Source organism: Paraburkholderia sp. 22098 (assembly GCF_052045935.1).
In the GTDB taxonomy this organism is placed as follows: Bacteria; Pseudomonadota; Gammaproteobacteria; order Burkholderiales; family Burkholderiaceae; genus Paraburkholderia; species Paraburkholderia caledonica.
Genome location: NZ_JBQEPV010000020.1, coordinates 81791 through 102577, shown reverse-complemented (window position 1 = coordinate 102577; position 20787 = coordinate 81791). Strand labels below are relative to the sequence as shown.

At 63.6% G+C, this 20787-nt stretch carries 25 protein-coding genes and 1 riboswitch; all 25 genes read right to left on the bottom strand.

Annotation, left to right across the window (positions count from 1 at the left end; all coding sequences use genetic code 11):
* Positions 1–64: 64 nt before the first annotated feature.
* The 25 genes from ACTJLB_RS29975 to ACTJLB_RS29855 all read right to left on the bottom strand — a co-directional run bounded on the left by ACTJLB_RS29975 (position 65) and on the right by ACTJLB_RS29855 (position 20071).
* Positions 65–460 carry a DUF4870 family protein gene (locus ACTJLB_RS29975; protein WP_020070652.1) on the bottom strand — a complete coding sequence of 132 codons (396 nt, stop codon included), beginning with the start codon at positions 458–460 and terminating at the stop codon, positions 65–67.
* 105 nt (positions 461–565) lie between these two features.
* The gene (locus ACTJLB_RS29970; protein ID WP_087751734.1) at positions 566–958 is read right to left on the bottom strand and encodes a phosphoribosyl-ATP diphosphatase; all 393 of its coding nucleotides are present in this window, start codon (positions 956–958) and stop codon (positions 566–568) included.
* The gene (gene hisI / locus ACTJLB_RS29965) at positions 955–1365 is read right to left on the bottom strand and encodes a phosphoribosyl-AMP cyclohydrolase (RefSeq protein ID WP_020070650.1); all 411 of its coding nucleotides are present in this window, start codon (positions 1363–1365) and stop codon (positions 955–957) included. Before hisI ends, ACTJLB_RS29970 begins: the two co-directional genes overlap by 4 nt.
* Position 1366: 1 nt before the next feature.
* On the bottom strand, positions 1367–2140 hold the full coding sequence (gene hisF, locus ACTJLB_RS29960; RefSeq protein WP_020070649.1) for an imidazole glycerol phosphate synthase subunit HisF: 774 nt from the start codon (positions 2138–2140) through the stop codon (positions 1367–1369).
* A 238-nt stretch (positions 2141–2378) separates the two neighbouring features.
* Complete coding sequence (gene hisA / locus ACTJLB_RS29955) at positions 2379–3131, bottom strand: 1-(5-phosphoribosyl)-5-[(5-phosphoribosylamino)methylideneamino]imidazole-4-carboxamide isomerase (RefSeq protein ID WP_020070648.1); 753 nt, start codon at positions 3129–3131, stop codon at positions 2379–2381.
* Between the two features lie 214 nt (positions 3132–3345).
* Positions 3346–3987 carry an imidazole glycerol phosphate synthase subunit HisH gene (hisH, locus tag ACTJLB_RS29950; RefSeq protein WP_027805048.1) on the bottom strand — a complete coding sequence of 214 codons (642 nt, stop codon included), beginning with the start codon at positions 3985–3987 and terminating at the stop codon, positions 3346–3348.
* Positions 3984–4604 carry a MarC family protein gene (locus ACTJLB_RS29945; protein WP_408131252.1) on the bottom strand — a complete coding sequence of 207 codons (621 nt, stop codon included), beginning with the start codon at positions 4602–4604 and terminating at the stop codon, positions 3984–3986. Before ACTJLB_RS29945 ends, hisH begins: the two co-directional genes overlap by 4 nt.
* Before the next feature lie 51 nt (positions 4605–4655).
* On the bottom strand, positions 4656–5243 hold the full coding sequence (gene hisB, locus ACTJLB_RS29940) for an imidazoleglycerol-phosphate dehydratase HisB (RefSeq protein ID WP_015003873.1): 588 nt from the start codon (positions 5241–5243) through the stop codon (positions 4656–4658).
* Between the two features lie 70 nt (positions 5244–5313).
* Positions 5314–6384 (bottom strand): histidinol-phosphate transaminase, encoded by a 1071-nt coding sequence (gene hisC, locus ACTJLB_RS29935; protein WP_087752262.1) that lies wholly within the window; start codon positions 6382–6384, stop codon positions 5314–5316.
* Positions 6385–6701: 317 nt separating this feature from the next.
* Positions 6702–8024 (bottom strand): histidinol dehydrogenase, encoded by a 1323-nt coding sequence (gene hisD / locus ACTJLB_RS29930; protein WP_020070643.1) that lies wholly within the window; start codon positions 8022–8024, stop codon positions 6702–6704.
* 61 nt (positions 8025–8085) lie between these two features.
* A complete protein-coding gene (gene hisG / locus ACTJLB_RS29925; RefSeq protein WP_020070642.1) occupies positions 8086–8784 on the bottom strand; it encodes an ATP phosphoribosyltransferase in 699 nt (232 codons plus the stop codon).
* The gene (gene murA, locus ACTJLB_RS29920) at positions 8781–10043 is read right to left on the bottom strand and encodes a UDP-N-acetylglucosamine 1-carboxyvinyltransferase (RefSeq protein ID WP_440785386.1); all 1263 of its coding nucleotides are present in this window, start codon (positions 10041–10043) and stop codon (positions 8781–8783) included. The genes hisG and murA overlap by 4 nt, the downstream gene beginning before the upstream one ends.
* A 111-nt stretch (positions 10044–10154) precedes the next feature.
* Positions 10155–10394 carry a BolA family protein gene (locus tag ACTJLB_RS29915; protein ID WP_006052280.1) on the bottom strand — a complete coding sequence of 80 codons (240 nt, stop codon included), beginning with the start codon at positions 10392–10394 and terminating at the stop codon, positions 10155–10157.
* A 14-nt stretch (positions 10395–10408) separates the two neighbouring features.
* Positions 10409–11173, bottom strand: coding sequence for an ABC transporter permease (locus tag ACTJLB_RS29910; protein WP_020070640.1), 765 nt, complete (start codon positions 11171–11173; stop codon positions 10409–10411).
* Complete coding sequence (locus ACTJLB_RS29905; RefSeq protein ID WP_020070639.1) at positions 11170–12102, bottom strand: ABC transporter ATP-binding protein; 933 nt, start codon at positions 12100–12102, stop codon at positions 11170–11172. Before ACTJLB_RS29905 ends, ACTJLB_RS29910 begins: the two co-directional genes overlap by 4 nt.
* Positions 12103–12297: 195 nt before the next feature.
* Positions 12298–12591, bottom strand: coding sequence for an STAS domain-containing protein (locus ACTJLB_RS29900; RefSeq protein WP_020070638.1), 294 nt, complete (start codon positions 12589–12591; stop codon positions 12298–12300).
* Positions 12588–13220: an MlaC/ttg2D family ABC transporter substrate-binding protein gene (locus ACTJLB_RS29895; RefSeq protein ID WP_020070637.1), complete on the bottom strand. Its 633-nt coding sequence runs from the start codon at positions 13218–13220 to the stop codon at positions 12588–12590. The genes ACTJLB_RS29900 and ACTJLB_RS29895 overlap by 4 nt, the downstream gene beginning before the upstream one ends.
* A 114-nt stretch (positions 13221–13334) precedes the next feature.
* Positions 13335–14390 carry an MlaA family lipoprotein gene (locus ACTJLB_RS29890; RefSeq protein WP_131318484.1) on the bottom strand — a complete coding sequence of 352 codons (1056 nt, stop codon included), beginning with the start codon at positions 14388–14390 and terminating at the stop codon, positions 13335–13337.
* A gap of 11 nt (positions 14391–14401) precedes the next feature.
* Positions 14402–14932: an outer membrane lipid asymmetry maintenance protein MlaD gene (mlaD, locus tag ACTJLB_RS29885; RefSeq protein ID WP_027805045.1), complete on the bottom strand. Its 531-nt coding sequence runs from the start codon at positions 14930–14932 to the stop codon at positions 14402–14404.
* Positions 14933–15020: 88 nt separating this feature from the next.
* Positions 15021–15788: a lipid asymmetry maintenance ABC transporter permease subunit MlaE gene (gene mlaE / locus ACTJLB_RS29880; protein WP_027805044.1), complete on the bottom strand. Its 768-nt coding sequence runs from the start codon at positions 15786–15788 to the stop codon at positions 15021–15023.
* Between the two features lie 8 nt (positions 15789–15796).
* Positions 15797–16618, bottom strand: coding sequence for an ABC transporter ATP-binding protein (locus ACTJLB_RS29875; protein WP_440785375.1), 822 nt, complete (start codon positions 16616–16618; stop codon positions 15797–15799).
* A gap of 93 nt (positions 16619–16711) precedes the next feature.
* Positions 16712–17824 carry a thiamine phosphate synthase gene (thiE, locus tag ACTJLB_RS29870; RefSeq protein WP_440785374.1) on the bottom strand — a complete coding sequence of 371 codons (1113 nt, stop codon included), beginning with the start codon at positions 17822–17824 and terminating at the stop codon, positions 16712–16714.
* Positions 17821–18636 carry a thiazole synthase gene (locus tag ACTJLB_RS29865; protein WP_408201824.1) on the bottom strand — a complete coding sequence of 272 codons (816 nt, stop codon included), beginning with the start codon at positions 18634–18636 and terminating at the stop codon, positions 17821–17823. Before ACTJLB_RS29865 ends, thiE begins: the two co-directional genes overlap by 4 nt.
* 35 nt (positions 18637–18671) lie before the next feature.
* A complete protein-coding gene (thiS, locus tag ACTJLB_RS29860; protein WP_440785373.1) occupies positions 18672–18869 on the bottom strand; it encodes a sulfur carrier protein ThiS in 198 nt (65 codons plus the stop codon).
* A gap of 71 nt (positions 18870–18940) precedes the next feature.
* Positions 18941–20071, bottom strand: coding sequence for an FAD-dependent oxidoreductase (locus ACTJLB_RS29855; RefSeq protein ID WP_440785372.1), 1131 nt, complete (start codon positions 20069–20071; stop codon positions 18941–18943).
* 218 nt (positions 20072–20289) lie between these two features.
* A riboswitch (TPP riboswitch) is annotated at positions 20290–20413 on the bottom strand.
* Positions 20414–20787: the final 374 nt, after the last annotated feature.

The following is a 20787-nucleotide window of genomic DNA, read 5'->3' as shown; positions in this document are numbered from 1 at the left end:
AATGCCAAGCATGACTGGACGCGGTCAGTCGCGGCTCCGCGATCGCCCTTAACGTCGGACGAATTCAGAACCACGAACGCGGATTCGCGAGTGGCTTGTTATCGTACAGATACAGCCACCCTTTGATAATACGGTACAACATCCAGATGCTCACCGCCCACAGCACCGCGACACCGATCACCACGAACAGTAGCAGCCCGCCTATCGCATAACCCAGCAGGCCGATCCAGAACGTGCGGATTTGCCACTCGAAGTGCGCCTCATACGGCGTGCCCGCGGCGTCGCTGCGCTTCACATAGTTGATGATGATCGCGACGAGGATGGTCAGCCCGCCCGTCAGCCAATGCACCGCATACAGCGCGTACAGCACGTGCGTCAGCGTGCGCAGGCTGCGTTCCCGCTCCGGCTCGATCGCGTGGCGATACGCCGGCCGCGGATAACTCTCATGCGACTGTTCCATGCTTGCGTCCTCCCGAGGATGCGTTTGCGATGCGTTCAGTGCAATGTGGGCTCCGGCGCGCGCCACTTCAAGACAGTACGGGAAAACATCGGCGAAGAACGCCGCTCAGTCCCCGTTCTGTTCGCGCTCGCGGCTCTTGCGCAGCGCCTTTTCTTCGATGCCGGACATGCCTTCGCGACGCTCCAGTTCGGCGAGCACGTCAGCTGGGCTCAGATCGTAGTGCGAGAGCATCACGAGGCAGTGAAACCACAAGTCAGCGACCTCGCCGACGAGCGCCTTCGTCGCGCCGCCGTGGCGCGTGTCCTTGGCTGCCAGTACGACTTCGGTGGCCTCTTCGCCGATCTTCTTGAGCACCGCGTCGTCGCCTTTGTGGAACAGGCGCGAGACGTACGACACGTCGGGATCGCCGCCCTTGCGGCTGTCGATGATCGCCGCGAGGCGCATCAGCGTGTCGGTCGTGGACGGCGTGGACGGTGTAACTTGCGTGGTCTGCGTCATTTGTAGATGTGTTCGGGGTCTTTCAGCACGGGATCGACGGCGATCCAGTCGCCATCCTCGGCCGTGCCTTCGAATTTCTGGAAAAAGCACGAGTGACGGCCGGTGTGGCACGCAATGCCGGACACCTGCTCCACTTTCAGCAGCACGACGTCTTCGTCGCAATCGAGCCGCACTTCATGCACATGCTGCACGTGGCCGGACTCTTCGCCTTTGAACCACAAGCGCTGGCGCGAGCGCGAGAAGTACACCGCGCGGCCCAGTTCGATGGTCTTTGCCAACGCCTCGCGGTTCATCCACGCGAACATCAGCACGTCGTTCGTCGACGCTTCTTGCGCGATGACCGGCACGAGGCCGTTCGCGTCCCATTTGACCTTGTCGAGCCAATTGACTGCCGTTGGGTTCACCACGTCACAACCTCACCGAAATGCCTTGTTCGGCCATGAAGCGCTTGGCCTCGCCTACCGTGTGCTCGCCATAGTGGAAGATGCTCGCGGCAAGCACGGCGTCCGCGTGGCCGCTCGTGATGCCGTCGGCGAGATGCTGCAGATTGCCGACGCCGCCCGATGCGATCACCGGAACCGGCACCGCGTCGGACACCGCGCGCGTGAGCGCGAGGTCGAAGCCGCTCTTCGTGCCGTCGCGGTCCATGCTGGTCAGCAGGATTTCGCCCGCGCCGAGTTCGGCCATCTTGCGCGCCCATTCAACCGCTTCGAGGCCGGTGGCCTTGCGTCCGCCGTGCGTGAAGACTTCCCAGCGCGGCGTCTCGCCGTCCGCGGAAACGCGCTTGGCGTCGATTGCGACGACGATGCACTGCGAGCCGTATTTGTCGGTGGCGTCTTTCACGAGCTGCGGATTCGCGACCGCCGACGAGTTCATGCTGATCTTGTCCGCGCCCGCGTTCAGCAGACGCCGCACGTCTTCGACAGCGCGCACGCCGCCGCCGACCGTCAGCGGAATAAAGACCTGCGAGGCGACCGCTTCGATGATCGGCAGGATCAGGTCGCGCTGATCCGAGGTAGCGGTGATATCGAGGAAAGTGAGTTCGTCCGCGCCCTGATCGTCGTAACGCCGCGCGATTTCGACCGGGTCGCCCGCGTCGCGCAATTCGACGAAGTTGACGCCCTTGACCACGCGGCCAGCGGTGACGTCGAGACAGGGAATGATGCGTTTAGCTAGAGCCATGATCTTGCAATTCTGCCAATACCGCTGATGAGGCCGCTCACTTCGGACTGAAGCGAGCGGCATGGCCCGGCGCGGAAGGCCGCGCCACGCCGGATGTGTTTCGCGCAACCGAGCCTCGAACCGCTACGGGAGCGCGCCGCAGGAACACGCCGCCACTTGCGCTCGGGTGCCTGAAAGGAATCCGGGCGCGAACGCGTCAAACCTGCCCGTCGCGTCGCGACGATACCGACGCCACGATTCAGGCGTCGTCTGATTCGCGCAGCCGGTCCGCGAGCGTTTGTGCAGCCGCAAAGTCGAGGTCGCCCGAGTAGATTGCCCGGCCGCAGATCACGCCTTCGATCCCTTCGTCTTCGACTTCGCACAGCGATTCAATGTCGGTCAGGTTCGACAGCCCGCCGCTCGCGATCACCGGAATCTTCACCGCGCGAGCAAGACGCACGGTCGCTTCGATGTTGATGCCTTGCAGCATCCCGTCGCGGCCGATGTCCGTGTAAATGATCGACTCGCAGCCGTAATCCTCGAACTTGCGCGCGAGATCGGCGACTTCGTGGCCCGTCAGCTTGCTCCAGCCGTCGGTCGCGACCTTGCCGTCTTTCGCGTCCAGACCGACGATGATATGGCCGCCGAACGCCGTGCACGCGTCCTGCAAGAAGCCCGGATTCTTCACCGCCGCGGTGCCGATGATCACGTACTCCAGACCGTCGTCGAGATAGCGCTCAATCGTATTCAGGTCGCGGATGCCGCCGCCGAGCTGCACGGGAATCTCGCCGCCCACTTCCTCGATGATCGCGCGAATCGCTTCTTCGTTCCTCGGCTTGCCGGCGAACGCGCCATTCAGGTCGACGAGGTGCAGACGGCGCGCGCCGCGCTCGACCCAATGTCGGGCCATAGCCGCCGGTTCCTCGGAGAATATCGTCGCCTGGTCCATATCGCCCTGTTTGAGGCGTACACACTGACCGTCTTTCAGGTCGATGGCGGGGATCAGCAGCATAGCAATCGGGTGTTGTGTGGGAAGGGGTTGAAGGTCGGCGGCAGCGGCTGGTAGGTCAGCTCGCCAGAACGCCGTCTCGCTAGTTTAGTACAACTCTTTCGGCGGCCTTGCGTACCGGCAGGGCCGCGCGAAATCACGGTGCAAAAGCTGTGGCGCGCGGCGGAGGTCCCGCTCGTGGCGGAACGGTGCACGGCAACGGAACAGGCAAAGGCGCTCACGGGTTCCAGTGCACGAAGTTGCGATACACGCGCAGCCCCGCGTCGGCGCTCTTTTCCGGGTGAAATTGGGTCGCGAAGATGTTATCCCGCGCCACCGCCGAGGTAAAGGGCACACCGTACACGGTTTCGCCGGACGTATGCGCGGCATTTTCCGGCACCACGTAGTAGCTGTGCACGAAGTAAAAGAACGCGTTGTCCGCCACGCCGTCCCATAGCGGATGCGGCAGCGCCTGACGCACGCGGTTCCAGCCCATTTGCGGCACCTTGAAGCGCGAGCCGTCGTCCTGCACCTGGCCTTCCAGATCGAAACGCAGCACCTTGCCCGGCAACAGTCCGAGGCCAGGCGTATCGCCCTCCGCACTCCAGTCGAACAGCATCTGTTCGCCGACGCAGACGCCCATCAACGGCTTCACGCGTGACGCTTCCACGACTGCTTCCTGCAAGCCGGACTCCGCGAGACTGCGCATGCAATCGGGCATTGCGCCCTGGCCCGGCAACACCACGCGGTCGGCCGCGCGAATCGCTTCGGGCTTGTCGACGATCGCCACGTCCGCTTCCGGCGCGGCTTTGCGCAAGGCCTGCGCCACCGAGCGCAAGTTGCCCATTCCGTAATCCACAATCGCTATCGAAGTTTTCATTTCAAGTTAGGCAGCAAAGCCTTCAATCCATCGACGATGAATTCCACCGCCAGCGCCGATAACATCAAACCCATGAGCCGCGTGCCGATGTTGATACCCGTGCGACCAACCCAGCGGGCAATCGGTTCGGCAAGACGCAACGAAAAAAAGCAGATCGCCGCCAGAACCGCGCCGATCGCGATCAGGCTGATCCGGTCGTACCAGTGCGGCGAGCCGGCTGCATAGATGATCGTGGTGCTGATCGCGCCCGGGCCGGTCAACAGCGGAATCGCCAGCGGCACGACCGCGATGTTGTCCTTCTGCTCTGCCTCGTGGCGTTCTTCGGGCGTCGAACGGCTATTGCCGATCTGCGCGTTCAGCATGTTGATCGCCATCAGCAGCATGATGATCCCGCCGCCTACTTCGAGCGAACCGACCGAAATGCCGAAGAAGCTGATGATCTGCTGCCCGAGCATCGTGGTTATCGCAATCACGCAGAACACCGAGATCGCCGCGATCCGAATGGTTCTGCGCCGCTCGACGTCGCTCTGATTCGCCGTCAGGCTCATGAAAAACGGAATGGCGCCGATCGGATTGATCAGCGCGAGCAGCGAGATAAACGACTTCAGAATATCCATTGAACACCGGGCGCGCGCATTGCGCGACCCCGGTCCTGGTAAATGCGTCGCTTAAAGGCTGCCCTTGGTCGACGGGATCTGTCCCGCCGCGCGTTCGTCCAGCTCGACAGCCATGCGCAGCGCACGACCGAAAGCCTTGAACACCGTTTCCAGTTGATGGTGAGCGTTCAGGCCGCGCAGGTTGTCGATATGCAGCGTGACGCCCGCGTGGTTCACGAAGCCGCGGAAAAATTCGATCGACAGATCGACGTCGAACGTACCGATGCGTGCGCGCGTGAACGGCACATGAAATTCGAGTCCCGGACGGCCGGAAAAGTCGATTACGACACGCGAAAGCGCTTCGTCGAGCGGCACGTAAGAGTGGCCATAGCGGCGAATGCCCTTGCGGTCGCCGATTGCTTTTGCCACGGCCTGGCCGAGCGTGATGCCGGTGTCTTCGACAGTATGGTGGTCGTCGATGTGCAGGTCGCCATGCGCTTCGATGTCGAGATCGAACAGGCCATGCCGCGCGATCTGGTCGAGCATGTGGTCCAGAAACGGCACGCCGGTGGCCAGCTTTTGCTGACCGGTGCCGTCCAGATTGATCTTGACACGGATCTGCGTTTCGCTGGTATTGCGAACGACTTCCGCAAGGCGCATGGTAATTCCTCGAATCTAGCTGTGAAGCGATAGTAGTGTGGGGTGGGAGCGGCTGCTTGTCGCCGCTCGCTCAGTGCAGCACGAGTTTCAGCGCGGCGATCAATTGGGCGTTTTCTTCGGGAGAACCGACGGTCAAACGCACACAATTAGCGAGCAGTGCATGCATTTTACTCACGTTTTTGATCAAAACCCGCGCGGCGAGCAGGGTTTCGAACAGAACCGAGGCATCGGGCACGCGCACCAGCAGGAAGTTGCCGGCGCTCGGGAACACTTCGGCGCCCGGCAATTCGGCTACAGCCTGCGCGAGTTTCGTGCGCTCGTCGCGCAATTGCGCGGCTTGCGAGTCGAGCACGTCGACGTGATCGAGCAGGAAGTCCGCCGCCGCCTGGGTCAACACGTTGGTGTTGTAGGGCGGGCGCACTTTGTCCAGTTCGGTTAGCCAGGCGGGCTTGCCGACCAGATAACCGAGACGGATGCCGGCGAGGCCCAGCTTCGACACCGTGCGCATCACGACGACGTTGTCGAACGCGTCGGCGCGCGGCAGCCAGCTTCGCTGCGCGAACGGCTGGTACGCTTCGTCGATCACCACGAGACTTTTCGTCGCTGCGGCGATGATGCGCTCCATGTCGGCATCGTCGAATAACGTGCCCGTGGGGTTGTTCGGGTAGGCGAGATAGACGACCGCCGGCTCGTGTTCGGCGATTGCCGCGAGCATGGCTTGCGTGTCGAGCGTGAAGTCGGCGTTCAGCGGCACACCGATGAACTCCAGATTCGCCAGCTTCGCCGACATCTGATACATGACGAAGCCCGGCACCGGTGCCAGCACCTTCGCGCCCGGCTTCGCGCACGCGATCGACACCATACTGATGATCTCGTCGGAGCCATTGCCGAGCAGCACGTCGCAGCCGGCCGGCACGCCCATTACGCGCTTGATTTTCTCTATCAGCGCTTCGGGGCGCGGCGCCGGATAACGGTTGAGCGCGACGCCCGCCAGATGCTCGCCAAGATGCGCGGCGAGCACCGGCGGCAGCGGAAACGGGTTTTCCATTGCGTCGAGCTTGATGTAGCCGGTCGCGTCTGCAACGGGATAGCTCGTCATCGCGAGCACGTCGCGTCGGATGATGTCTTGAGGTGTCGTCATAGGTCAGTTGGCTGGCCGCGCGTGTCGCACGCGTCTGGCGCATGAAACGCGTCGGACGCGCCTTGTTTCGCAGCGGCTTGCCGCGTCGGGTTGGTCTGCGTTGTCGTTATTGGATACGAGTTCGTCAACGGGAGTTGCGCGGGAGTTGCTCAGGGAGCGGCGAACCGTGCGGCATCGATGCATTGGCTGCGTAACGTTCCCGCCTTGTTCGCGATTCGGGGCACCTTGCGCTTGAGCTGCATGGGCCGCTCCGCTCGCCTTCGCTGTGATCAGCCGGTCAACACATTCGCGTAGCCGCCTTGCCACTCCAGCCGCACTCAGCCGCTATGCCGCATCCGGTACTCGGCGCTGCGCGCGTGTGCCTGCAGGCCTTCGCCGTAAGCCAGCTCGGCGGCGATCTCGCCAAGCGTCTGCGCGCCTTCCGCGCTCACTTCGATCACGCTCGAGCGCTTGAAGAAATCGTAGACGCCCAACGGCGACGAGAACCGTGCGGTGCGAGACGTGGGCAAAACGTGGTTCGGCCCCGCGCAGTAGTCGCCGAGACTCTCGCTCGTATAGCGGCCGAGGAAAATCGCGCCCGCGTGGCGGATCAACTGCCCCCACTGATGCGGCTCCAGCGCCGAGATTTCGAGGTGTTCCGGCGCGATGTCGTTGGCGATCGCGCAGGCCTCCGCCATGTCGCGCACCTTGATGAGCGCGCCACGCCCTTCCAGCGACGCCTGGATAACGTCCCGGCGCGGCATGGTGGGCAAGAGTTCGTTGATCGCGTCGTTCACGCGGCCGATGAACGCGTCGTCCGGGCACAGCAGAATGGACTGCGCGAGCTCGTCGTGCTCGGCTTGCGAGAACAGGTCCATCGCGACCCAACGCGGGTCGGTCGTACCGTCGCACAGCACGAGGATTTCCGACGGCCCCGCAATCATGTCGATGCCGACTGTGCCGAACACGCGCCGCTTGGCCGATGCCACATACGCATTGCCGGGACCGCAAATCTTGTCGACAGCCGGTACGGTTTGCGTGCCGTACGCGAGCGCGCCGACTGCCTGCGCGCCGCCAATCGTGAATACTCGATCCACGCCCCCGAGCAGGGCCGCCGCCAGCACGAGCGGGTTCTTCACGCCGTCCGGCGTGGGCACCACCATGACGATTTCGCGCACGCCGGCCACGCGCGCCGGAATCGCATTCATCAGCACCGACGACGGATACGCTGCCTTGCCGCCCGGCACGTAGATACCCGCGCGATCGAGCGGCGTGACCTTCTGGCCGAGCACAGTGCCGTCGGCTTCCGTGTATTGCCAGCTATGGCTGCCGCACTCGATTTTCTGCTTCTCGTGATAGCCGCGCACGCGCGCCGCCGCCGCTTCGAGCGCCGCGCGCCGCTTCGGCTCGAGACCTTCGAGCGCCGCTTCGAGTTCCGACATCGGCAGCTCTAACGCGGCAACGCTGTTCGCGCTCAGGCGGTCGAAGCGGTTCGTGTATTCGAGCACCGCCGCGTCGCCGCGCGCCTTGACGTCGCTGAGAATCTGCGCGACCGAGCGCTCGATTGCTTCGTCTTCGCTCGCCTCGAACGCGAGCACCGCATGCAGTGACTTCTGGAAGTCGCGAGCAGTGGAATCGAGTTTGCGAATCTTGATAGACATACGGGTATCCGTTTCGGTAAGGCGCGCTTTAGAGCAAAGTCAAACTGGCTCGATCCGCCTGTCAGGCCGCGGCAAGACCGGCTTTCGTCGCGCGTTCGAACGCGTCGAGAATCGGCCGCAATGCGGCGCGCTTGAGCTTCAGCGCCGCCTGGTTCACAACGAGGCGCGACGAAATCTGCATGATCTCCTCGACCTCCACGAGATTGTTGGCGCGCAACGTGTTGCCCGAACTGACCAGATCGACGATGGCGTCCGCGAGTCCGACGAGCGGCGCCAGTTCCATGGAACCGTACAACTTGATCAGGTCGACGTGAACACCCTTGGCGGCAAAATGCTCACGTGCGGTTTCGACGTACTTGGTCGCCACGCGCAAGCGGGCGCCCTGGCGCACCGCGTTCGCGTAATCGAAACCCGCCGCGACCGCGACCGACATACGGCAGCGCGCGATGTCCAGATCCACCGGCTGATACAGCCCGCTGCCGCCGTGTTCGAGCAATACGTCTTTGCCGGCCACGCCGAAATCGGCCGCGCCGTATTCCACGTAGGTCGGCACATCGGTCGCGCGCACGATGATCACGCGCAGATTAGCGTCGGTAGTCGGCAAAATCAGCTTGCGCGAGGTCTCCGGATCTTCGGCTACTTCGATGCCGGCTGCAGCCAGTAGCGGCAGCGTTTCCTCAAAGATACGCCCCTTCGACAAAGCAAGCGTAAGCGGCGCGCTGACCGCTGGCGAGCTCGACGTTTGCGGCATCGAACTCATGCCTGGCTCCCGGCGATACGGCGGACCTTCGCGCCAATCGCGTTGAGCTTGGTTTCCATGCGGTCGTAGCCGCGGTCGAGGTGATAAATGCGGTCGATCAGCGTCTCACCTTCCGCACGCAAAGCAGCGATTACGAGACTGGCCGACGCGCGCAGGTCCGTTGCCATCACCTTGGCGCCGGAGAGCTTGTCGACGCCGGTCACGAGCGCGGTCTTGCCGTCCGTTGTGATGTTGGCGCCGAGGCGGTTCAACTCCTGCACGTGCATGAAGCGATTTTCGAAGATCGTTTCGACAACCTGCGCCTTGCCGTCCGCCACCGTATTCAGCGCCATGAACTGCGCCTGCATGTCGGTCGGAAACGCCGGGTATTCGGACGTGCGGAACGACACGGCATTCGGACGCTTGTCCATGCGAACGCGCATCCAGTCGTCGCCTTCCTCGATCGTCACGCCGGCTTCGCGCAACTTGTCGGTCACCGCTTCCAGAATCTGCGGACGCACATGGCGCAACGTGACGTCGCCGCCCGCCGCAGCCACCGCGCACAGGAACGTGCCGGCTTCGATCCGGTCCGGAATGACGGTGTGCTTTGCGCCGTGCAGCTTGTCCACGCCCTGAATGACGAGGCGGTCAGTGCCGATGCCCTCGATCTTGGCGCCCATCTGCACGAGCAGATGCGCAAGATCGCCGACTTCGGGTTCGCGCGCCGCGTTTTCGATGATCGTCTCGCCTTCCGCAAGCACCGCTGCCATCAGCAGGTTTTCGGTTCCGGTCACCGTGATCATGTCGGTGATGATGCGCGCGCCCTTCAGGCGCTCCGCGCGCGCTTCGATAAAGCCGTGCTCAATGGTGATCTCGGCGCCCATGGCCTGCAGGCCCTTGATGTGCTGATCCACCGGGCGCGCGCCGATCGCGCAACCGCCGGGCAGCGAGACGCGCGCGTGGCCGAAACGCGCGACCAGCGGGCCCAGCACCAGGATCGACGCGCGCATGGTCTTCACCATCTCATACGGCGCGACGAGGTTATCCACCTTCGATGCGTCGAGCGACACGCGCCCGTTGCCGCTTTCGATGCGCACGCCCATCTGGCCGAGCAGCTTGAGCATCGTGCGCACGTCCTGCAAATCCGGCACGTTATCCAGTTCCACCGGCTCCGCGCTCAGCAGACTGGCGCACAGGATCGGCAGCGCCGCGTTCTTCGCGCCCGAGACAACGACCTCACCCGACAGCGGGTGGCCACCTTCAATGACGAGTTTGTCCATGCCTGTCTGTTCCTGATCGACCCGGACTTCAGCCGGGACTGCTTTGATTGTGTTCGACGCGCCGCTGCCGGCGTCGCGCCCTTCCTGAGTAATTCGCACTAAATTTCCAGATTACGCGTTCTGCCATTCGGCGGGCGTCAGCGTTTTCATGCTGAGCGCGTGGATTTCTTCGCGCATGCGGTCACCGAGTGCCGCATACACGAGTTGATGACGCTGGATCAGCCGCTTGCCCTCGAAACTCGGGGAAACGATGGTCGCAAAGAAATGCTGACCGTCGCCTTCGACTTCGAGATGCTGGCAGGCGAGCCCAGCGGCGATGTATTGCTTGACCTGTTCGGGAGTCGGCAACATGAGAAAAGCTCCAGTCAGTGGCGCAGCTTGTAGCCGGACGCGAGCATGCGCATCGCCACCACGGCCAGCACCACGAAGAAACCGGCGACAATCGCGAGGCTCGCGAGCGGATTGATATCCGACATCCCGAAGAAACCGTAGCGAAAGCCGTCGATCATGTAGAAAAAAGGATTGAGCCGCGACACTTCGCGCCATACCGGCGGCAGCGTATGTGTGGAGTAGAACACGCCCGAGAGAAACGTGAGCGGCATGATCAGAAAGTTCTGGAACGCGGCGAGCTGGTCGAACTTTTCGGCCCAGATACCGGCGATCAGACCGAGCGTGCCGAGAATCGCAGCGCCGCAAATGGCAAACAGAATGATATAGAGCGGCGCGACGAAACTGATCGGCACGAACCAGATCGTCACGATGAACACGCCGAAGCCGACCGCAAGCCCACGCGCGACCGCCGCGAGGACGTAGGCGCCGAACATCTCGTAATGCGACAACGGCGGCAATAGCACGAACACCAGATTACCGGTGATCTTCGACTGGATCAGCGACGACGAACTGTTCGCAAACGCGTTTTGCAGCACGCTCATCATCACAAGGCCTGGAATCAGGAAGCTCGTGTATTCGACGCCCGGATAGACCTGCACATGGTCGCGCAATGCGTGGCCGAAAATGGTCAGATAGAGCAGCGCGGTGATGATGGGCGCCAATACCGTCTGGAACGACACCTTCCAGAAGCGCAGAATTTCCTTGTAGAACAGCGTGCCGAAACCGCTATAGCCGCTCATGCGAGCCCCTCGATCACTTCCGGACCGTTCATCACCTGAACGAAAACGTCTTCGAGGTCGGCTTTGCGGACCTCGATTTCTTCGAATGTGCAACCCGCCGCACGGCATTGCGCGAGGATTTTCTCGACCTCGTCATAGCTCGTGAGACGCAGCAGGTGCTGACGGCCGTTGCCGTTGCCCGCGCCGCCCTCGGCTTCGAGCGGCCGCAGTTCAGCCGGCAGCACGCCTTGCGCGAAGCGCACGAACAACTGCATGCCGGCGAAGCGTTGCAGCAAGGTGCTCGTGCGATCGAGCGCTACCACTTCGCCGCGACGCAGCATCGCGATGCGGTCGCACAGCGACTCCGCCTCTTCCAGATAGTGCGTGGTCAGCACGATGGTGTGGCCTTCGCGATTCAGGCGCGAGATGAATTTCCACAGCGTCTGGCGCAACTCGACATCGACGCCGGCGGTCGGTTCGTCGAGCACGATTACCGGCGGGCGGTGCACCAGCGCCTGCGCGACCAGCACGCGGCGCTTCATGCCGCCCGACAGTGCGCGCATGTTGGCGTCGGCTTTGTCGGTAAGATCGAGATTGGCCATGATTTCGTCGATCCACGCGTCGTTGTTGCGCAGCCCGTAATAGCCGGACTGGATACGCAACGTTTCGCGCACGGTGAAGAACGGATCGAACACCAGTTCCTGCGGCACCACGCCGAGCGCGCGGCGAGCTGCGCGAAAGTCGCCGACCACGTCATGGCCGCGCACGGCGATGTTGCCTTCGTCCGCGCGCGCGAGGCCAGCGAGAATGCTGATGAGCGTTGTCTTGCCCGCGCCGTTCGGACCGAGGAGCCCGAAGAACTCGCCTTCTTCCACCGAGAGGCTGACGCCCTTGAGCGCCTGCAAGTCCTTGTAGCGCTTTTTGACGTTACGAATTTCTATGGCTGACATGACAGTGCGCCACGTGCGACGCGGCGCTTAAAGGAGCCCTGGGCGGGCGCACAAATGCGGGAAAGAAACGGAATTGGGGCCGGTTAGGCGGTCCGAACCGCGCCCCAAAAAACGCTTGATTATAGGGCAAAACGCAAAGGCCCTATCTCAGTAGCGGGGAGTGCGGAGCGGCGCGATGAACGCTTCGGGAGAGCGTCAATGTCGCGCCGACAGCAGCGTATCGACGCCGTAGGCTTGCGCAAGACTGGCAAGGCCAGCCGGCAAATTGAGGATCTGGAAGGCGGCGCCGCGAGCCTGAGCGGCTCGCTGCCATGCGAGGAGCACGGCGAGCGCCGACGAATCGAACTGCGTAAGCGGCGCGCAATCGACAGCGCCCGCACCCGCGGCAATCCGCTCGAGACCCGCCGCAAGCGCGGCATTCGCGCTCGCGTGGGTCAGCGTCGTGCCGCTCGCAAAGCGATTGACGACGGGGCTCAGCACTTCGCTCACGACTGCTTGCCCGCGGCGAGTTGCTGGTTGCGCTGCGTGAGGAACTGGATCAGCCCGTCCACGCCCTTCTGCTGGATCTGCTCGTTGAACTGCTGCTGATACGCCTGGATCAGCCACGCGCCGAGCACGTTGATGTCATAGACACGCCAGCCTTGCGGCGTCTTGTAAAGACGATAGTCGAGCTGGATCGGCGAGCCGTTGTTCATCACGACGGAGCGAACCACCGTATCGGTGTCGTCAGGATTCATGCGGAACGGCTTGTACTGGATCTGCTGGTCGCGCACCTGAGCAAGCGCGCCCGAATACGTGCGAATCAGCAGCATCTTGAACTGCTCGACGACCTGGTTCTGCTGCTCAGGCGTCGCCGTGCGCCAGTTGCGGCCCATTGCCAGCTGCGTGGTGCGACGGAAATCCGTGTACGGCAGGATCTTCTGGTTGACGAGCTGCGTGATGTGCGAGATGTCGCCCTGCTGGATCGACTTGTCGGCGCGCACGGCGTCGATCACCTGTTGCGTGACTGTCTTGACCAGAACGTCCGGCGCGCTACTGTCGACGGTCTGCGCAGATGCACCCAAACTCGCGAACGAGAACAGCGCAGCAAACAACGGAATCAGGAAAAATTTTTTCATATCGAGCCTTGCGTAAAAAATAGTGCAACCGTTTGAACCGACATTAACACGCGAGTTCAGCGGCAATCCATGCGCAAACTGCGAGAGTCGTATCGATCTGTTACGGCCACGCGGTCAGCGCAATTTGAATGACGGGATGTTGAACCGTGTGGGCGGCACAAGCTGTCCCGCCGGGATCTGCGTGGTTTCCGGGCCGCCGTTCAAATCGAGCGGCGGCGTTTCCGAGCTGCCCGAAGCGGACTCGGGCGCCGCGGCGTTGTTAGCCGTTCCGGTTCCCGAAGCGGCTTGAGGCGGCGTCGCGGCGCTCGCACCCGACGCGGCCGATGCCTTTGCGGCAGCACTGTTCGTTCCAGCCGCGCCCGCCGTTCCCGTCACCGCGCCTGCCGGCGCACCGGCGGCCGTGCCGTCGACGTCCTCGTATTTCGGCAGCGGCGCTTCGTCGCCATAGTTCGGCAACGCCTGCGACTGCTTGCCGTCCGACAGCAGATACTGACGACGCTGCAAATACGCGTTACGCACGAACGAATACTTGTCGAGCGCGGCGCCTTCCAGCACATCGCTCGCGTTAAGCAGATTCGCGCGCGTATTGACAATGTTGAGGCCATACAGCGCCCAGCTCAAACCGGCCGGATCCACATAACTGAGCGGGTTCACATAGTAATTGCCGATGGATCCCACCGCGTCGCGCACCGTGCTCGGCCCGAACAGCGGCAGCACCAGGTACGGACCTGCCGGCACGCCGTAGTGGCCGAGCGTCAGGCCGAGGTCGTTGTCGTGCTTCGGCAGCTTGGCAAGCGTCGCTACGTCGAACAGACCGCCGACACCGAAGATCGTGTTGATCACGATCCGCATGATGTCCTGCACGCCGTCGGTGATCTTCAGCTGCAGCAGGTTGTTCGCCGCGATGTAGACGTCGCCGATGTTCGAGAAGAAGTTGGTCACGCTGTCGCGAATCGGCTGCGGCGTGATGAATACGTAACCCTTGGCGACCGGCTTTAGCGCGTACTGGTCCAGCTTGTCGTTGACCGTGAAGATGGTGCGGTTCAAGCCTTCGAGCGGATCGCCCTTGGTGGGCGTCTGCACCGTGGTACAGCCGGCGAGCAGCGCGGCGGCGACGGCCAGTTTGGCCACCCGGAAGGCGCCAGCGCTCCCAGCGTGTGAGGTCTGCATTATTGTTCTCCTTATTGACCGGCGGAGCCGGAAGCAGGCAAGGCCGCCGCAGGCGCCGCAGATGCCGCGCCCGGCTTCGACGCGCCCGAATCAGCCGCTTTGCTGTAGAGGAACTGCCCGATCAGGTTTTCGAGCACGATTGCCGATTGCGTCATCGAAATCGTGTCGCCGGCTTTAAGCATCTCGGAGTCGCCGCCTGGCTCCAGGCCAATGTATTGCTCGCCGAGAAGACCCGAGGTCAGGATCTTTGCCGACGTGTCTTTCGGAAACTGATATTGCTTGTCGATGTCGATAGTAACGACCGCCTGATAGGCATTGCTGTCAAAGCCAATCGAGGCGACGCGGCCGACCGTCACGCCCGCGCTCTTCACGGGCGCGCGCGCCTTCAATCCGCCGATATTGTCGAACTTCAGCTTAACCGGGTAGGTCGCCTGGAACGACAGCGAGCTCATGTTGCCGGCCTTGAGCGCGAGGAACAGCAACGCCACAAAACCCAGCACCACGAACAGGCCGACCCAGAAGTCGAGAGCAGTCTTTTTCATCGTCATCCCAAAGTGAATCTGCCGCGCCGCCGTTACTCCGCCGCGCGCGGCCACTGACGCGCCGCAGCGGAAAACATGCAGCGCAGTCTTAGCTGAACATCAGCGCGGTCAGCAGAAAATCGAGGCCGAGCACCGCAAGCGACGCGTACACGACAGTCTTCGTCGTGGCGCGCGACACGCCTTCCGGCGTCGGCTTGGCTTCATAGCCCTGAAAGAGCGCCACGAACGTCACCGCGAGACCGAACACCACGCTCTTGACGACACCCGCGCCCACGTCGCGCCAGACATCCACGCCGCCTTGCATTTGCGACCAGAACGCACCGGCGTCCACACCGATCAGCAGCACGCCGACCACATAGCCGCCCGCAATGCCGACCGCGCTGAAAATCGCGGCGAGAATCGGCATGGCAATGATGCCGGCCCACAGGCGCGGTGCGACCACGACCTTGACCGGGTCAACCGCCATCATTTCCATCGCGGTCAATTGCTCGCCGGCCTTCATCAGGCCAATTTCAGCAGTGAGCGAGGTGCCCGCGCGACCGGCAAACAGCAGCGCAGTGACGACCGGCCCGAGTTCGCGCACGAGCGATAGCGCGACCAGCAGCCCGAGCGCCTGCTCGGAGCCGTAGCGATTCAACGTGTAGTAACCCTGCAGGCCGAGCACGAAGCCGACGAACAGCCCCGAAACCGCGATGATCACCAGCGAATAATTACCTACGAAGTGGATCTGCTTCGTGACAAGACGCGGGCGGCGCAGCAGCGGGAAAAACTCGAGCACGAGGCGCAGGAAAAAGCGTGTCGCATAGCCGGCCGTGCCGAGCCCGTCGAGCACCGAGCGGCCGACCGAGCTGATCAGTGAACCGATCATGACTGACCTCCGCCGACGCCGAAATCCGCCGCCAGCGGCGTCTTGCTCGGATAGTGAAATTTGAACGGGCCGTCTGGCGCGCCGTCGATAAACTGCCGCACCGTGGGGTCCGTGGACGCACGCAGTTGTGCAGGTGTGCCCTCGGCATGGACGCCGCCGTTGGCCAGGAAATAAACGTAATCGGCGATCGCGAACGATTCCGGCACGTCGTGCGTCACCAGAATAGAAGTCGCGCCTAGCGCCTGATTGAGCGCCCGGATGAGGTTCGCCGTGATGCCGAGCGAGATGGGATCGAGGCCGGCGAACGGCTCGTCGTACATCATCAGTTCGGGGTCGAGGGCGATGGCGCGTGCGAGTGCCACGCGCCGTGCCATGCCGCCCGAAATCTCCGAGGGCAGCAGATCGCGCGCGCCGCGCAGGCCGACTGCGTTGAGCTTCATCAGCACGAGGTCGCGAATCAATTCCTCGGGAAGCTCCGTGTGCTCACGCAGTGCAAACGCGACGTTCTCGAACACCGACATGTCTGTAAACAGCGCGCCGAACTGGAACAACATACCCATCTTGCGGCGCAACGCGTAGAGGCCGTCGCGCGTCTGCGCGCCGACGTTCTGGCTGTCGAACAGGATCTCGCCACGCTGCGCGCGCACCAGACCGCCGATCAGCCGCAGCACCGTGGTCTTGCCGCAACCCGAGCCGCCCATGACCGCGACGACCTGACCGCGCTTGAAGCGCAGGTTCAGGTTCGACAGGACGAGCCGGTCGCCGTAACCGAAGTCGACATTGCGCAGCTCGAGTAAGGTCTCGGAGGGGGAAGACACTGACTGACAGTCCTTTTACACGGAAGGCCGAATTATAGGGCCATCATGCAAAAGTTGCCGTGAGGTGCCCTGTCCCTTAACGATTCATCGGGATTATCGCGTAAACCCTTGCTGCAGTGCGGAAACTGCGGCAGCGGGATCGGCGGCTTCTGTGACTGCGCGGACCACTGCGGCGCACCCCACGCCGGTCGCGAGCACCTCGGGCAGGACCTGCAGGTCAATCCCACCGATCGCGACCAGCGGCACGACGCCGTCAAGCAGCCGGACATAACGGGCGAGGCGCTTGAGGCCCTGCGGCGCCGTGGGCATCACCTTGGTCGTGGTCGGAAACACTGCGCCCAGCGCGATGTAGCTAGGACGAAAATGCAGCGCCTTCAGAATTTCGTAGAAACCGTGCGTTGAAAGTCCGAGACGTACACCCGCCGCGGCGATCGCCGACAGATCCGCGGTATGCACATCTTCCTGGCCGAGATGGACGCCGTAAGCGCCTGCATCGAGCGCGGCCTGCCAGTGGTCGTTGATGAAAACCTGCGCGTCGTGCTGGCGCCCCGCAGCAACGCAGCGGGCAATTTCGCGCTGAAGTTCGTCGGCGGGCTGGGCGGACTTCCGGCGTAGCTGCACCGTTTTCACGCCGAAGCCGACCACCCTTTCAACCCACTCCGCGCTCGGCAGAACCGGATAGAGACCGAGCCGCTCCGGGCAGCGCGGAAAGGCTTGGGCCGGCGCTTGCGGCAGACCGGCGAGGCGAGGGAAAGTGGCCAGATCGCAAGGGAAAGCGTCACCCGCGGCGTTGGTCAGGGTTTCGTCGCCGTCGCGCCACGCGAGCGCCAGCACCAACGCGTCGTGCGGATCGAAACCGCAATCGAGAAATGCGGCCAGCGCGGGAATCCAGTCTTCCGCGAGATGCCCTTCGAGGCGATATTCCTCGCCGCCCAGGTGCAGCGTGGCCTTGTTCTCGGCGGCTTCGACCACCGCCGCGCCCTTTACCAGCCAGTGCGCCATCTGCTCGCCGTGCCGCGCGGCATCGGTGAGTACGATCAGATCGCCGCCGTTCGGCTCGTCCGGCGCGGTCAGACAGATGCGCCACGGCGCGTGGGTAGCCGGCCAGTCGCCAAGGCGCGCGCGGATGCGCTCGGTCGCCTCGGTGAGTTCGTCGGCGGGCGGCCAGAACAGGTCGCGGTCTTTCAGAGCCAATGTTTGCGTCATGCAGCGCTCCCGTCCTGATGCCAGAACGGCATGCCGACTACCGGCGTGCTCGCGTGCGCGCTCTCGCGCTCGGCCATCGGCCCCGCGAGAAACGCCTGGCGCCCCGCTTCGACGCCCAGCGCGAACGCGCGCGCCATCGCGTCCGGATGCGTGGCCTGCGACACGGCCGTGTTCAGCAGCACCCCGTCGAAGCCCCATTCCATCACCTGCGCCGCATGCGACGGCACGCCAAGTCCGGCGTCGACAATGAGCGGCACGTCCGGCAACCGCTCGCGCAGCACGCGCAAGCCGTACGGATTGATGACACCCTTGCCGGTGCCGATTGGCGCGCCCCACGGCATCAGCGCTTCGCAACCGGCATCCAGCAGACGGCGGCCGATCACGAGGTCTTCGGTGCAATACGGCAGCACCTTGAAGCCGTCTTTGACGAGCTTCGCGGCCGCTTCGATCAGACCGACGGGATCGGGTTGCAACGTGTAGTCGTCGCCGATCAGTTCGAGCTTGATCCACTCGGTTTCGAAAATTTCACGCGCCATGTGCGCTGTCGCCACTGCCTCGCCGACGGTCAGGCACCCTGCCGTATTGGGCAATAGCGGCACGCCATGGCGCTTGAGCAGGTCGAAGAAGCCGGCTTCCGCGCCGCCTTCGTTCATCTGCCGGCGCAGCGCGACCGTCACCATGCCGGGTCGGGCGGCGTCGATGGAATCCGACAGCGATTGCAGCGACGGGTAACGCGACGTGCCAAGCAGCACGCGGCTCGCGAAGGGTTGGCCGTACAGCGTGAGCGCGTCGGCGGTCTGTGGGGTAGTCATTTGCATGTCCTGGTCTCCTGCAATGCGTGACGGCGTTAACCGCCGGCCACGGGTTGCACGACATCGAGCTTGTCGCCCGGTTGCAGCGCGCGCGCCGCGTGATGCGCGCGTGCGACGAAATCGCCGTTTAGCGCGACGGCAAACGGCGGCCGCGCGCCGTAAGCAGCGAGCGCATCGGCGACAGTCGCGCCTTCTGGCAGCGACAGCGGCTTCTGGTTGATGTGAATGTCCATGATGTTCGAATACGGTTCAGTCGATGGCTAAAGCACAAGCGTGCTGACGGCACTGCGGCACGGTTCGGCGCTCATGCCGGCTCCCGCGCACAATCGTGCTGGAAAAGCTCGCTCCAGCGCGCGCCGCGCTGCCAGTCCGCGAACGCGTCGGCGTTGCCGATGCGCCCGTCCAGCAGCGCCGCCGCGAAGCGCACGGCTTCGTCGGCGACTTCGGGCACGATCATGTAGCCGTGCCGGTAAAGGCCGTTCACCCGCAGCGTCTGCGCGCCGTCCCACAGCAATGCCGGCCGATGATCGGGCAAAGTCGGGCGGCACTGCGAATTCAGCTCCAGAATGCGCGCCTCGCCAAAGCCCGGATGCACTGAAAACGCAGCGCTCAAAAGCTCCAGCGCGGAACGCACGCTGACGGGCGACATGTCCTCGCCTTCCACCTCGGTTGCGCCGATCACGTAGAGATCGTCCTGCTTCGGTGCAATGTAGAGCGGATAACGCGGATGCAGCAGCCGCACCGGGCGCGTCAGGTTAATGCCTGGCGCATGCACGCGTGCGACTTCACCGCGAATGCCGCGCAGTGTCGGCAGCACGGGTTTGGCGCCGAGGCCGCGGCAGTCTATCGTGACGCGCGCAGCCGGCAGCGCGCTGTCGCTAACGGGTGTATTCCAGTGAGTCTGAACGCCGCGTTGCGCAAGCCCTGCCGCAAGCGCGCGAAGCACCTGGCGGTTATCGAGCTGGCCTTCGCGTGGCAGGAGCCACCCCTGACTGAAGCGTCCAGCCAACGCCGGCTCGGCCGCACCGAGCTGGGCGCCGGCCAGCGTGACGAAGCCGCCGTCCAGCAATTCGGCCGGCGCGTTCGAGCGCACGCGTCGTTCGAACAACGGCGCCTCGGTGCGATCCGCGTGATGCCAGACGACGAGCGTGCCATTGCGCTGAAAGAACACCGGTTCGGGCAGTTCGGCCAGCACTTGCGGCCAGGTATCGAGCGAGGTCGCGCCCAATCGCGTGATCAGAAGTTCGGCACTCGCGGCTTCGGCGAGCGGCGCCAGCATCGCTGCGGCGACCCACGCGGCGGCTTGCGAACCGGCTGCGTCGCCGCGCTCATAAAGCGCGACGCGATGCCCTTGCCCGGCGAGCCGCCACGCGACGAGACGCCCGCACAGGCCGCCGCCGAGCACCGCGAAATCGGGTTGTGCAGCGCGGCTCATCGTGCGCACTCCGATCCAATGCAACGTGCAATGGCAAAGCAGCGCACGCCGCCGGCGACGTGACAAGGAGCAAGAAACATAACTGAAGAATAGGCGGTCATCGAGTCCTTTCCGTACGGCCAAAAAGAAGCGCGTACCCAGGACGAAACCGGCGGGCAAGGCCGGCCAGGCAATAGCGTGCTTCAATGAAGAACGCCGCCCGGCGGGGAATGGAAGACTGGTTGCTTCCGGAAACTTCCCGCGCCGGTATTACCCGGATCGGGTGCAAAGGGTCTCTCTCAGCCTCGCTGCCGCAGCGTGAAAATCACGCCGCTCAAGTGCGAAGCACCCCTGTTTCGTCGAAGGTCATTAGACCATAAAAGGCGCGGCGCTCGCAAACGAGCGGCGCGCGGCATCGCACGCGCCTTGATCCGGCACCGCCTTGGGCGTCGCCCATATCGGCGGCGCGGCGCTCTGGCACAATGCCAGCAGAGATGGCGCGGCGAATGCGGCATGACGCGGGGCCTGACGGCGCAAAGTCGCGGCGACGCAGGCGAAACACCCGCAGCGCGATCGCCGGAAAACTCGCGCCGATCATTAATTTTCGCTTAAGGGCTTCGCGCCAGAATCGGCAATCGCACCGGTGGTGCTCGCCGGGTGTCGCCACCGGCACACGCACAAATATTCGCAATGGGCCGGCCTGCGTGGGTCGGCCCGAATGGAACAGCACTCCTCAG